The following is a 12,200-nucleotide window of genomic DNA, read 5'->3' on the forward strand; positions in this document are numbered from 1 at the left end:
GGCGGCGAGGGACGGAATTGAGCGCCAAAGTCACGATCCACGACGTGGCCCGCGAAAGCGGAGTCTCGATCAAAACCGTCTCGCGGGTGCTCAATCGCGAGCCCAACGTCAAGGCCGACACCCGCGATCGGGTGCAGGCCGCCGTGGCGGCGCTGAACTATCGCCCCAATATCTCGGCCCGCAGCCTGGCGGGTTCGAAGGCGTATCTGATCGGCGTCTTCTTCGATAACCCGAGCCCGGGCTACGTCACCGACGTTCAGCTGGGCGCAATCGCGCGCTGCCGGCAGGAGGGCTTTCACCTGATCGTCGAGCCGATCGACTCGACCGCCGACGTCGAGGAGCAGGTGGCGCCGATGCTGGCGACGCTGCGCATGGACGGCGTGATCCTGACGCCGCCGCTGAGCGACCATCCCGTGGTTCTGGCGGCGCTGGAGCGGGAGGGCGTGGCCTATGTTCGGATCGCGCCGGGCGGTGACCTCGACCGCGCGCCCTGGGTTAGCATGGATGACCGACTGGCCGCCTATGAGATGACCAAGCACCTCATCGATCTGGGTCACAAGGATATCGGCTTTATCATCGGCCACCCCGATCACGGCGCCTCGCACCTGCGCCACCAGGGATTCCTGGACGCCATGCGCGACAGCGGGTTGCTGGTGCGCGACAATCGCGTGGAGCAGGGGTGGTTCTCGTTCCGCTCAGGTTTCGAGGCGGCGGAGCGGCTTTTGAGCGGGCCGGACAAGCCGACGGCCATCTTCGCTTCGAACGATGATATGGCGCTGGGCGTTATGGCGGTGGCCAATCGTCTGCGCCTCGACGTGCCGTCCCAACTGTCGGTCGCCGGCTTTGACGACACGCCGGGCGCGAAGATCACCTGGCCCCAGTTGACCACCGTCCGCCAGCCGATCCACGCCATGGCTGGCGCGGCCGCTGACATGCTCATGCAGGGCGTGGAGCGGGAGGAGGGGGCGCCGCCGCCATCGCGGCTGTTGGACTTCGAATTGGTAGTGCGGGAGTCCACCGGCCAGGCTCCGCGGTAGCGATTGGCGGCGTGGGTGATGTTACCGCAATCATATTCCCCTTGACAGCGCTGTCCAATGCGCGCGAGATCACGTTGATCAAGACAGTCGCCACGACAAGGCGGCGTCAGGAGGAAACCCCATGACCTCGCCTGGCCAGTCCAGCGGCTGTTGCGCCCTGTGCGCACGATCACTCCCCTCCAAGCGGGCCTGAACCCGCTTCTCTTTGCTCGACGCGGTCACCCCGCAAGCGCCGCGTCGAGCGCCTTTCCTCAAAATACCGCTCCGCCCGACGGACGCCCCTTCCAAGGATCGCCCATGCTTCCGCGCCGTTTCGCCTTCGCTTCCGCCCTGGCTCTCACGATCGCCTGTGGAGCGGCTGGCGGGGTCCTGGCTCAGACGCCGCCGAACGCCATCGCCAACCCGGCGGTCTGGCCGAAGGCGGCCAGCCCCGCGACGATCACCGACGCCAAGACTGAGGCTTTCATCACCCAGTTGATGAGCCGGATGACCGTCGAGGAGAAGGTCGCTCAGACCATCCAGGCCGACGGCGCTTCGATCACGCCCGAGGAGCTCAAGCAGTATCGGCTGGGCTCGGTGCTGGTCGGCGGCAACTCCGCGCCGGACGGCAACGACCGCGCCAGCCCCCAGCGCTGGATCGAATGGATCCGAGCTTTCCGCGCAGCCGCGCTGGACAAGCGCGGCGACCGCCAGGAGATCCCGATCATCTTCGGCGTCGACGCCGTGCACGGGCACAACAACGTCGTGGGCGCTACGATCTTCCCGCACAACGTCGGCCTGGGCGCCGCGCGCGATCCTGACCTGATCCGCCGCATCGGGGAGGTGACCGCCAAGGAGATGGCGGCGACGGGCGCGGACTGGACGTTTGGACCCACCGTGGCGGTGCCGCGCGACGAGCGCTGGGGCCGCGCCTACGAGGGCTATGGCGAGGACCCGGAGATCGTGAAGGCCTATTCCGGCCCGATGACGCTGGGCCTGCAGGGCGCGCTGGAAGCGGGCAAGCCGCTGGCGGCGGGACGCGTGGCCGGCTCGGCCAAGCACTTTCTGGCTGACGGCGGCACCGAGAACGGGCGTGACCAGGGCGACGCCAAGATCTCCGAAGCCGATCTCGTGCGCCTGCACAACGCGGGCTATCCGCCCGCGATCGAGGCCGGGATCCTGTCGGTGATGGTCTCGTTCTCCAGCTGGAACGGCGTCAAGCACACCGGCAACAAGAGTCTGCTGACCGATGTCCTAAAGGGCCGGATGGGCTTCGAGGGCTTCGTCGTCGGCGACTGGAACGCCCATGGCCAGGTCGAGGGCTGCACCAACACCAGCTGCGCCCAGGCCTACAACGCCGGCATGGACATGATGATGGCCCCCGACAGCTGGAAGGGCCTCTACGATAACACCCTGGCGCAGGTGAAGGCTGGGCAGATCCCGATGGCGCGCATCGACGACGCCGTGCGTCGTATCCTGCGCGTGAAGGTCAAGGCGGGCCTGTTCGCGGATAAGCGTCCGCTGGAGGGCAAGCTCGACCTGCTGGGCGCGCCCGAACACCGCGCTGTGGCGCGGGAAGCCGTGCGCAAGTCGCTGGTGCTGCTGAAGAACGAGGGCGTTCTGCCGTTGAAGAGCTCGGCCCACGTGCTGGTCGCCGGCGACGGCGCCGACGACATCGGCAAGGCCTCGGGCGGCTGGACCCTGACGTGGCAGGGCACCGGCAACAAGAACAGTGACTTCCCGCACGGCCAGTCGATCTACGCCGGCGTCGCCGAGGCGGTGAAGGCCGGTGGCGGCAGCGCCGAGCTGTCGGTTACGGGCGATTTCCAGAAAAAGCCGGACGTGGCGATCGTCGTGTTCGGCGAAAATCCCTACGCCGAGTTCCAGGGCGACATCACCAGCATCGAGTACCAGGCTGGCGACAAGCGCGATCTGGCGCTGCTCAAGAAGCTGAAGGCCGCCGGTGTTCCGGTGGTGGCGGTGTTCCTGAGCGGCCGCCCGCTGTGGACCAATCCAGAGCTCAACGCCTCGGACGCGTTCGTGGCGGCGTGGCTGCCCGGCTCGGAGGGCGGCGGCGTAGCCGACGTGCTGGTCGGCGACAGAGCCGGCAAGCCCCGCCACGACTTCCAGGGCAAGCTGTCCTTCTCCTGGCCCAAGCGCGCCGACCAGGAGCCGATCAATGTGGGCGACCCAGGCTATGATCCGTTGTTCGCCTACGGCTACGGCCTCAGCTACGCCAAGCCAGGCAAGGTGCCGACGCTGTCAGAAGACCCTGGCGCGGCCTCGGCGGCGGCGAACGTCGATCGCTACTTTGTCGACGGCAGGACGCCGCCGCCGTGGATGATGAGCGCGTCCGGCGCGGCGTCGCTCAAGGCGATTGACGCCGGCGCACAGGAAAACGCGCGCCAGGCCACCTGGAGCGGCGAAGGCTTCGGCGTGGTTGGCGTGATGGGTTCGGCCGTGGATCTTTCCCGCCAGACGACCGGCGACATGGCGGTGATGTTCCGCTACCGCGTGGACGCCGCGCCGACCAAACCTGTTTCGCTCAGCCTAACCTGTGGCGAATCCTGCCGGGCGACGGTAGACGTTACGTCAACGTTGTCAGGTGCGAAAACGGGCGAATGGCGTACGGCGAAGATCAAACTTTCCTGCTTCCAGGCCAAGGGGGCGGACATGACGCATGTTTTGTCCCCGTTCGGGCTGTGGACAACAGGGCCGCTGACGCTGTCGTTCACGGAAATCCGCTTGGCGTCCAACGAGGGCGACGCTTTCTGCCCGGCCTAACCCTGGAAGGAGCGACGGCATGATCCGCGCCCGTCGCTCTCGCATCGTCGCCACCCTCGGCCCTGCGTCGAGCTCTTTCGAGATGATCGTCACCCTGGCCAAGGCCGGGGCTGACGTCTTTCGCCTGAACTTCAGCCACGGGGCGCACGAGACCCACGCGGCCGTGTACGCGGCCATTCGCGAAGCTGAGAAGGTCGTTGATCGTCCGCTCGGCGTGCTGGCTGATCTTCAGGGGCCCAAGCTGCGCGTCGGAAAATTCGCCGACGGCCCGGTGATGCTGAAGCCAGGGCAGGCGTTCCGCTTCGACAGCGATCCGACCCCAGGGGACGAGACCCGCGTGCACCTGCCGCATCCGGAGATCCTGACCGCGATGCGGCCGGGCGCGACGCTGCTGCTGGATGACGGCAAGCTGCGCATGACGGTGACCGAGGCGGGCCCTGGCTACGCTAACACCCAGGTCGTCAATGGCGGCAAGCTGTCGGAACGCAAGGGCGTGGCGGTGCCGGACGTGGTCATCCCGATGTCCCCCCTGACCGCCAAGGATCGCGAGGATCTGGCCTTCGCCCTGCGATTGGGCGTGGACTGGGTGGCGTTGTCGTTCGTCCAGGCGCCCGAGGACATGGCCGAGCTGCGCCGCATCGTCGAAGGCCGCGCCGCCGTGCTGGCCAAGATCGAAAAGCCCCAGGCGCTGAAGGTTCTGGGTCCTATCCTGGACCTCTGCGACGGCGTGATGGTGGCGCGGGGCGATCTTGGCGTGGAGATGGCGCCCGAGGAGGTGCCGGTCGCCCAGAAGGAAATCCTGCGGGCCGCGCGCGAGCGGGGCATTCCCGTGATTGTCGCCACCCAGATGCTGGAGTCGATGACCAGCTCGCCGACCCCGACCCGGGCCGAGGCGTCAGACGTCGCCAATGCCGTCTACGAGGGCGCGGATGCGGTGATGCTGTCGGCGGAGTCTGCGGCCGGCGACTATCCTGAAGAGTCCGTCTCGATGATGAACCGCATCATCGAACGGGTCGAACGCGACCCGAAGTGGCCCGAGCTGATGTACGCCGAACAGAGCCACGACGACGTGGACGCCGATGTTCTTGTGGTCGCCGCCGCGGGCGCCGCCAAGGCGGGGTCAACCAAATGCCTCGTGGCGTTCACGACGACCGGGGCGACCGCGCGCCGTCTGTCACGCGAGCGCCCGCTGCAGCCCGTGCTGGCGCTGTCGCCCGAGCTCAGCGCCGTCCGTCGCATGTGCCTGGTCTGGGGTGTCGAGCCGCGCGTCAGCGCTCAGCCTGACAGCCTGGAGGTCGTGACGACCGACGCGTCGAGCAAGGCTCTTGAGTTAGGACTGGTGGCGCCGGGCGAGCGACTGCTCGTGGTGGCCGGCACGCCGTTCGGGGCTCCGGGCGCGGCGAACCTGCTGCGTCTGGCCCATGCGCCAGCACCGGCTCGACGTCGCTAGCTGAACGAGGCCGGGAGGAGTCGCTCATAGCCGCGCCTGACCGCGCCATAGCACTCGCAAGCCATGGCCTCGAGGCCGGCGCGGTCGAGAATGTCGACGACGCCACGACGATACCGGATCACGCCCTTGGTCTGCAGGGAGCCGGCGACGGCCGTTACAGTTGTTCTCTGCACGCCCAGCATGTCGGCCAGAAACTCTTGGGTCAGGCACACGGTGTTGGTGTCTAAGCGATCATGGCACGAGAGGAGCCAGCGGCAGAACCGCGCCTCGACAGCATGCAGGGCGTTGCAGGCGACCGACTGGATCGCGTGGCCAAAGAGCGCCTCGTTATGACGATCCACGACCTCCCGCAGCGGCGCGCTGCGCCGCCAAGCTTCATGAAGCGGGGCGGCTGCGATCCGTAAAGCCGAGCCCGGCGCTTGGACGATCGCGCGTCCGAGGGACTGCCGCGGCGCCACGGCCGCCATCAGGCCGAGCGCGCCCTCCCGCCCGATAGTGGCGGATTCGATCGCTGCGCCGTTGTCCATCAAGGTCATCAGCGAGAGGACGCAATCGGTCGGGAAGTAGGCTTGGTCGATCAGATCGCCGGGTTCGTACAGAAGTCGGCCCTTCTCAAGCTCGACTTGCGAAAGGTGAGGCGTCAGGAGGGCCTTGTCTTCCGGCGGGAGGGCGAACAGCAGGCGGTTCATAGAGGTCGGCAACGGCCCAGTCATGTGGAGTCGAACGCCGTCTCCCGGCAAGGGTTGCAAGCTATAGGTGGACTTAGGAGCAGGCGCCGTCGCGTAGCCGACACAAGGCAGTCAGGAACGGTCTAAATGCAGAAGAGTCCACAGAACTGACTATTTTTCGTTTTAACTGACCCTCAGTCCGCTTTGTCGGGATTCCGACTTAGATCCGTCAGCAAGCAGGCCGTGCGCGCTTCCTTTTCTGACCGGATAAAGAAAGAGCCGCCTTGGAAGGCGGCTCTTAGGGGCGTCAGGCCAGATTGATGTGCTGTTGGCGGCCGACATCCGGGGTATCGCCGGTCAGATTGGCCTTGGCGATCTCCCAGGCGAAGCGAAGGCCGCCCTTGGAGGCCCAGGTCTCGGCGTCGGTCAGGTCGAATCTCAGCAGCGTCAGGCTTGGGTCATCCTTGCCGCGCGGGAACCAGGCGGCGACCATGGGATTCCAGTAGCGCTCAATGCGAGCGCGATCCTTGTCCTCGGTGAGGCGGCCGCCGATGCAGGCCTGATAGTCCTGATCCTTGGCCTGGATGATGAACATGGCCATGTCCTGGCCGTCACCCAGCGCCTGAATCAAGCCGTTGTCTTCGTTGGTGAAAAACCAAAGCGCGTTGTCTTCGGGCTCGGCGAAGGCGGTCATGGGCTGGAAGTGGTCGCCACGCGCGGGCACGCCGAGCATGCCGAACCGGACGTCGTCGATTTCTTTCCAGAGCCGGCGTTCGGCGTCTGCTCTGTCGTGAATAGCGTCTTGCATGGGAGGCCTTCCTTGCGATCGGGGAATCGCAAGGAAGAACCAATGGCGCGGGCGGCGGTTCCTACGCCTCAGGTCTCGCGACTTGTTCCTGGGAAAAGGAACGCGCGCCTGACCTGTTCCCACGCACAAGGTTCGCCGACTACCCTTGCGGCGTCCCTGCACGCTGCGGCCTTGGGATCGCACCGCCGCGCGATCCCGCCGAACTGTCTATTTCGGCTTGGCGAAGGCGGAGGACATCCAGCCCCGCGCGCCGTTCTCGTCGTCCACTTCCATCCACACGCCATTGCGCTGGCCCGTGGGGTAGATTGTGGCCCCGGCCTTGACCGTTCCGACAATCGTAGCCGTGGGGGAAGCAGCCCCCCGAAGGGAGACGTCCTGGGTAGTCGCCAGGAGATTGGGCGCGGCCGTCGCGCTCATCGTCGCCGGAACGGTGGCGGAGACGGGGGTCGCGGTCGGCGCGTTGGCGCATTTGCCTTGGTAGAGACCGCCCATCACTGCGCGCCGCTGCTGGGCGATCTGGATGTTTTGGGCCTCGCGCTGCGCCTTGGCGGCCGCTGCAGCCTTGGCCTGGGCCGCAGCGGCGTTGGCGAACGCGCCGAGCCCGGGCACGCGGCCCAAGGCGCCGCTATAGAGAGCGGCGTTGACCCCAAGGCTAGCGGCGGCTTCCGCACCGCGCGCAGCGCCCTCGGCGCTGGCGATGGCGGAGGTCGACAGGCCCATCAACTGGTCCATCCGCACCATCTCCGCGCTGATCTGCTCGCAGCTCATCGACACGTCCGTGGGGTAGCTCAGTTGCAGCGGCGCCTGGGCGTAGGCGGCCGTCGCGCTGAGGGCGAGGCTCAGCGCGGCGAAGGTGGCCAGGGTCTTGGTCATGTTCAGCTCCCGAATGACGGAAGCCGGCGACCGTCTAAGCCCACCGCGGGCGGCCGGTCCGTCATAATGTGAACGACGGTATCCGGCGGCCGGCGGGGGGCCTATCCCCTGAACAGGGGGTGTCAGAAGCCCATCAGTCGGGCGTAGCGATCTCGATGGAAACTGGCCCCGCCGAAGAGAGCCTCGGTGACGCGGGCGCGCTTCATGTAGAGGCCGGCGTCATGGGCGTCGGTCATGCCGATGCCGCCGTGCATCTGGACCATCTCGTTCGACGCCAAATGGACCAGCTCGCTCGCCTTGGCCTTGGCCAACGACGCCAGTGCGCGGCTGTCGGCGCCGGCGTCCAAGGACTCAAGCGCGGCCTCGACGCAGGAGCGGGTCGTTTCGAGATCGGTGAACCACTTGGCGGCGCGGTGCTGAAGGGCCTGGAAAGTTCCGATGACCTGGCCGAACTGGGTGCGGGTCTTCAAGTAATCCAGGGTGATGTCGAAGGCGGCGCTGGCGCTGCCCAGCATCTCGGCGGCGAGGCCCGCATAGGCGCGATCGAGCGTCGGCTCCAGCACGGCCCAGCCCTTGTCGACCTCGCCGAGCACAGCGTCCGCGCCGACCTCGACGCCGTCGAAGACGATCTTGGCTGCGCCGCGCGAGTCGATCAACGACAGGTGCGAGCGACCAACGCCAGCAGCGTCGCCCGGCACGAGGAACAGGGTCAGGCCCGCTGTGTCGCCCGGCTGCCCGCTGGTGCGGGCCGCGACGATCAGCAGGTCGGCGGCTTCGCCGTCCAGCACCAGGGTCTTGGTTCCGTTCAGCACGTAGCCTGCGCCGCCCTTGGTCGCCGAGAGGGCGGTTCGGGCGGGTGCGTGATGAGCGCCTTCGTCGATGGCCAGGGTGGCGACAGCCTCGCCCGAAGCGATCTTGGACAGCCATGCCAGCTTCTGGGCGTCCGAGCCGCCCAGCTGCAAGGCCGAGGCGGCGATCATGGCGGTGGAGAGCAGGGGAGACGCGGCCAACGTGCGGCCGGTCTCTTCCAGGATCAGCCCCAGGCCCAGATAGCCGAACGCGGAGCCATCATAGGCTTCGGGCACGATCACGCCGGCCCAGCCCATCTGGCCCATCTCGGCCCAGGCGGCGGGATCGAAAGTCTGCTTGGTCTTGCTGTCGCGCAGCTTGCGCAGGGCGCCGACGGGCGCGCTTTCGCTGGCCCAGCCCTTGGCGGCGTCGCGCAGCATCGTTTGTTCTTCAGTCAGGACGGCCATGTTCAGGCTCCTCGAAAAGTCTTGGTCTCGGCGCGCCGTGCCGACGGCGCGCGCTGTTTGCTTTGCGGCGGCTACTGGTGGTCCAGAAGACCCAGGACGCGCTTGGCGACGACGTTGAGGTTGACCTCGCTGGTGCCGCCCTCGATCGAGTTGCCCTTGGCCCGCAGCATGGCGCGCGGGGCGGCCAGCTCTTCAGCGCTGAAGCCGTCGCCCTCCCAGCCCAGACCCTGCAGGCCCAGAGCCTCGACCAGCAGCTCGGTGCGCTCCTGGTTCATCTTGGCGGCGGCGTACTTGATGATCGAGACGGCGGCGCTTGGCCCAGAGCCCTGCTTGGACTCCGCCTCGGCGCGGCGCACGGTCAGCATGAAGGCGTGAGCGTCCATGGAGTGGGCCGCCAGGCGCGCGCGGAAGTCGCCGTCGGCGATCCGGCCTTCGCTGTCGACGCCGATCTCCTTCTTGGCCGCCTCGACGACCGAAAGACCGCCGCCGCCGCCGAAGCCCGAGGCGCTGATGTTCTGGCGCTCGTACTGCAGCAGACGCTTGGCGATATCCCAGCCGCCGTTGAGCTTGCCGACCAGTTGCTCCTTGGGGACCTTCACGTTGTCGAAGAAGGTCTCGCAGAAGGGCGACGAGCCGCTGATCAGCTTGATCGGCCGCGCCTCGACGCCGGGCGAGGTCATGTCGAACAGCACGAACGAGATGCCCTCGTGCTTCTTGCTGGTGTCTGTGCGCACCAGGCAGAAGATCCAGTCGGCCTGGTCGGCGTAGCTGGTCCAGACCTTCTGGCCGTTGATCAGGTAGTGGTCGCCCTTGTCCTCGCACTTGGTCTGTAGAGACGCCAGGTCAGAGCCCGCGCCGGGTTCGCTGTAGCCCTGGCACCAGCGGGTCTCGCCGCGCACGATCTCGGGCAGGAAACGGCGCTTCTGCTCCTCGGTGGCGTACTCCAGCAGCACCGGGCCCAGCATCCAGACGCCAAAGCTCATCAGGGCCGGGCGCGCTTTGAGGCGGCGAAGCTCTTGTTCCAGCACCTTGTTCTGGGCCTTGGAGAGACCACCGCCGCCATATTCCTTGGGCCACATCGGTGCGGTCCAGCCGCGTTCGGCCATCCGGTCGAGCCACAGCTTGGCGTCCGGGTTCTTCCAGACCATCTTGCGGCCGCCCCACGGCGCCTCGTCCTCGCCCATTGGCGCGTTCAGGGACTTTGGATAGTTGGCTTCGAGCCAGGCGCGGGTGTCGGCGCGGAAGGCGTCGAGATCGGTTCCCCCGAAATCGGCCATGGTCTCATCTCCCTAAGCGGACCGGTGTTTGGCCGACACACTACGCCTCGCGACGCCGGCGGCAAGCTGTTTCAAACAATCGTTCGCATCTTGGCGCGGGACCACGTCGGGCAATACGCGGTATAGAAACGCCTGCTCCTGGATCCCTTGGGGATTCGCGATTTCGGGATCTGGATGTCCTCGACAGTTTTCAGGCCCGCGGCCCATGCGATCGCCCCCACCGTGGCGGCGATCCTGGCTGCGTCGGCGGGCGTCATGCTGTTGGCTTCTGGGGCCACACCGTCCGAACCGACCCGCTTCCTACTGCTGCTCGCCTTCGCGCCGGACCTTCTGATCGAGATCAGCCACTTCTTTTCTTCGATCCTCGGGCTGGTGCTCCTTTTGCTGGCCTTTGGCTTGCGCGCGCGGCTCGGCGCAGCCTGGTGGGCGGCGCTGATTGTGCTTGGCGCCTCGGCGGTCCTGGCGATGTTCAAGGGCTTGAACTGGGAGGAGACCGCCATGTTGCTGGTCTGTCTCTTCCTGATACTGCCGTTCCATGACGCCTTTCCTCGAAAGGCGGCGCTGACCAAGATGGAGATCACCCCCGGGTGGTTGCTATCGGCCGCTGCGGCGATCGTCGGCGCCTCGGTCCTAGGCTGGTGGTCATTTCACCACACCGAGTTCGCCGACAAGTCCTGGATCAAGATCCTGCAGGACCACGACGAGGCGGCGCGGGCCATTCGCTCGTCGGTCGCCGCCGCCATCGTGCTGCTGGCCGTCGGGGTCTGGCGGCTGATCGCGACGGCGGCGACACCGCCCGTGGTCGATGACACCGACCCCGAGTTCGACCGCGTCCGCGCCATTCTGGCCAAGGCCGAAGGCGCCGAGCCCAGCGCCAACCTCGCGCTGCTGGGCGACAAGCGCTTCTTGTTTTCGGCCTCGGGCGAGACCTTCTTGATGTTCGGCGTTCGGGGACGATCGTGGATCGCTCTGGGGGCGCCGGTCGGCAAGCGCGAAGAGCGCATGGAGCTGTTCTGGCGGTTCCGCGAGCTGGCCGACGCCCATGCGGCGCGCGCGGGCTTCTACGGCCTTGGCCCCGACGATCTCCCCGATACGGTCGACCTGGGTCTGGCGATCCAGAAGACCGGCGAAAGCGCCGCAGTGCCGCTGGAGGCCTTCAGCCTTGTTGGTCGCCGCCGGGAGGTTCTCCGCCGAAACTGGCGCAAGGCCGGGGAGGGCGGGGCGGCCTTCGAGGTTCTGCCGGTGGGCGCGGCTCCAGCCATCATGGACGAGTTGAAGACGATCTCGGACTCCTGGCTTTCCCATCACGCGGGCGGCGAGAAGCGCTTTTCGATGGGCGGTTTCGATCCGCGCTACGTGGCCGAGTTCCCAGTCGCGATCGTTCGCAGCGAGGGCAAGATCGTGGCCTTCGCCACGCTCTGGACGACGGCCAGCAAGACGGCGTTCTCGATGGACCTGATGCGTTACTCGGACGAAGCGCCAAAAAACGTCATGGACTATCTGTTCGTTGAGCTCCTGCAATGGGGCAAGGACGAGGGGTACAGCGCTTTCGAGTTCGGAGTCGCTCCGCTTGCGGGGCTACAGGATCGCCCGCTGGCGCCGATCATGTCGCGCGTCGGCAGGCTGCTCTATGAGCGTGGCGAGGAGATCTATAACTTCCAGGGCGTGCGTCGCTACAAGGACAAGTACGACCCTGTCTGGCAGCCGCGCTACATTGCCGCGCCTCAGAAGTGGGCCATCCCCTTCCTGCTCGCCGACATCGGTCTGCTGTCGTCCGGCGGCGTCTCCGGCCTGGCGAAACGACCCAAGAAGCAGCCTGAAAGGGCCGCGACCTAGTAACGCGTCTGGTTGCCGGTCTGGACGCCCAGAAGGTTCACCAGATGCACGACCATCAGCATCAGTCCCACCACGCAGATCATCATCAGCGGACGCCACGGAACCATCCGCGGCCCCTTGAGAATGTTGATCGGACGGGCGCCGAGCCACCCGAAGAGTACGGCCAGGATCAGGAACAGGATCGCGGCGGCGGCGGTGACGGGCAGGTCCATGCGTGCTTCTAGGCCTGCGA

General features: G+C 66.9%; 10 protein-coding genes. 4 read left to right on the forward strand and 6 right to left on the reverse strand.

Translation table 11 applies throughout. From position 1 onward, the window contains the following. The first annotated feature begins 17 nt into the window (after positions 1-17). The 3 genes from J2X45_RS01455 to pyk all read left to right on the forward strand — a co-directional run bounded on the left by J2X45_RS01455 (position 18) and on the right by pyk (position 5,250). Entirely contained in the window at positions 18-1,037 is a 1,020-nt protein-coding gene (locus J2X45_RS01455; RefSeq protein ID WP_310210320.1) for a LacI family DNA-binding transcriptional regulator, read from the forward strand. Positions 1,038-1,334: 297 nt separating this feature from the next. Further along, a complete protein-coding gene (locus J2X45_RS01460; protein WP_310210324.1) occupies positions 1,335-3,800 on the forward strand; it encodes an exo 1,3/1,4-beta-D-glucan glucohydrolase in 2,466 nt (821 codons plus the stop codon). Between the two features lie 19 nt (positions 3,801-3,819). Then, positions 3,820-5,250, forward strand: coding sequence for a pyruvate kinase (gene pyk, locus J2X45_RS01465; RefSeq protein WP_310210327.1), 1,431 nt, complete (start codon positions 3,820-3,822; stop codon positions 5,248-5,250). Here pyk and J2X45_RS01470 read toward each other — a convergent pair. From J2X45_RS01470 to J2X45_RS01490, 5 genes are all read right to left on the reverse strand, one after another. Continuing rightward, the gene (locus J2X45_RS01470) at positions 5,247-5,963 is read right to left on the reverse strand and encodes a Crp/Fnr family transcriptional regulator (protein ID WP_310210330.1); all 717 of its coding nucleotides are present in this window, start codon (positions 5,961-5,963) and stop codon (positions 5,247-5,249) included. The genes pyk and J2X45_RS01470 overlap by 4 nt on opposite strands. Before the next feature lie 262 nt (positions 5,964-6,225). Next, positions 6,226-6,726: a pyridoxamine 5'-phosphate oxidase family protein gene (locus J2X45_RS01475; protein WP_310210332.1), complete on the reverse strand. Its 501-nt coding sequence runs from the start codon at positions 6,724-6,726 to the stop codon at positions 6,226-6,228. Positions 6,727-6,933: 207 nt separating this feature from the next. Next, positions 6,934-7,599, reverse strand: coding sequence for an SH3 domain-containing protein (locus tag J2X45_RS01480; RefSeq protein ID WP_310210335.1), 666 nt, complete (start codon positions 7,597-7,599; stop codon positions 6,934-6,936). Between the two features lie 122 nt (positions 7,600-7,721). Then, positions 7,722-8,855 (reverse strand): acyl-CoA dehydrogenase family protein, encoded by a 1,134-nt coding sequence (locus J2X45_RS01485; RefSeq protein WP_310210338.1) that lies wholly within the window; start codon positions 8,853-8,855, stop codon positions 7,722-7,724. 71 nt (positions 8,856-8,926) lie between these two features. Next, positions 8,927-10,132, reverse strand: a complete 1,206-nt coding sequence (locus tag J2X45_RS01490) for an acyl-CoA dehydrogenase family protein (RefSeq protein WP_310210342.1) — start codon at positions 10,130-10,132, stop codon at positions 8,927-8,929. Between the two features lie 174 nt (positions 10,133-10,306). Here J2X45_RS01490 and J2X45_RS01495 point away from each other — a divergent pair, with 174 nt between their 5' ends. After that, positions 10,307-11,968: a bifunctional lysylphosphatidylglycerol flippase/synthetase MprF gene (locus J2X45_RS01495; protein WP_310210345.1), complete on the forward strand. Its 1,662-nt coding sequence runs from the start codon at positions 10,307-10,309 to the stop codon at positions 11,966-11,968. Here J2X45_RS01495 and J2X45_RS01500 read toward each other — a convergent pair. Then, entirely contained in the window at positions 11,965-12,180 is a 216-nt protein-coding gene (locus J2X45_RS01500) for a hypothetical protein (protein ID WP_310210347.1), read from the reverse strand. The two genes, J2X45_RS01495 and J2X45_RS01500, sit on opposite strands and share 4 nt — an antisense overlap. Between the last annotated feature and the right edge of the window lie 20 nt (positions 12,181-12,200).

Source organism: Caulobacter sp. BE264 (assembly GCF_031457805.1).
Lineage (GTDB): Bacteria > Pseudomonadota > Alphaproteobacteria > Caulobacterales > Caulobacteraceae > Caulobacter.

Excerpts from the sequence above, each read along its gene's own strand:
- J2X45_RS01460 (WP_310210324.1), top strand. The coding sequence starts at position 1,335 with ATGCTTCCGCGCCGTTTCGCCTTCGCTTCCGCCCTGGCTCTCACGATC.
- pyk (WP_310210327.1), top strand. The coding sequence starts at position 3,820 with ATGATCCGCGCCCGTCGCTCTCGCATCGTCGCCACCCTCGGCCCTGCG.
- J2X45_RS01470 (WP_310210330.1), bottom strand. The coding sequence starts at position 5,963 with ATGACTGGGCCGTTGCCGACCTCTATGAACCGCCTGCTGTTCGCCCTC.
- J2X45_RS01475 (WP_310210332.1), bottom strand. The coding sequence starts at position 6,726 with ATGCAAGACGCTATTCACGACAGAGCAGACGCCGAACGCCGGCTCTGG.
- J2X45_RS01480 (WP_310210335.1), bottom strand. The coding sequence starts at position 7,599 with ATGACCAAGACCCTGGCCACCTTCGCCGCGCTGAGCCTCGCCCTCAGC.
- J2X45_RS01485 (WP_310210338.1), bottom strand. The coding sequence starts at position 8,855 with ATGGCCGTCCTGACTGAAGAACAAACGATGCTGCGCGACGCCGCCAAG.
- J2X45_RS01490 (WP_310210342.1), bottom strand. The coding sequence starts at position 10,132 with ATGGCCGATTTCGGGGGAACCGATCTCGACGCCTTCCGCGCCGACACC.
- J2X45_RS01495 (WP_310210345.1), top strand. The coding sequence starts at position 10,307 with ATGTCCTCGACAGTTTTCAGGCCCGCGGCCCATGCGATCGCCCCCACC.
- J2X45_RS01500 (WP_310210347.1), bottom strand. The coding sequence starts at position 12,180 with ATGGACCTGCCCGTCACCGCCGCCGCCGCGATCCTGTTCCTGATCCTG.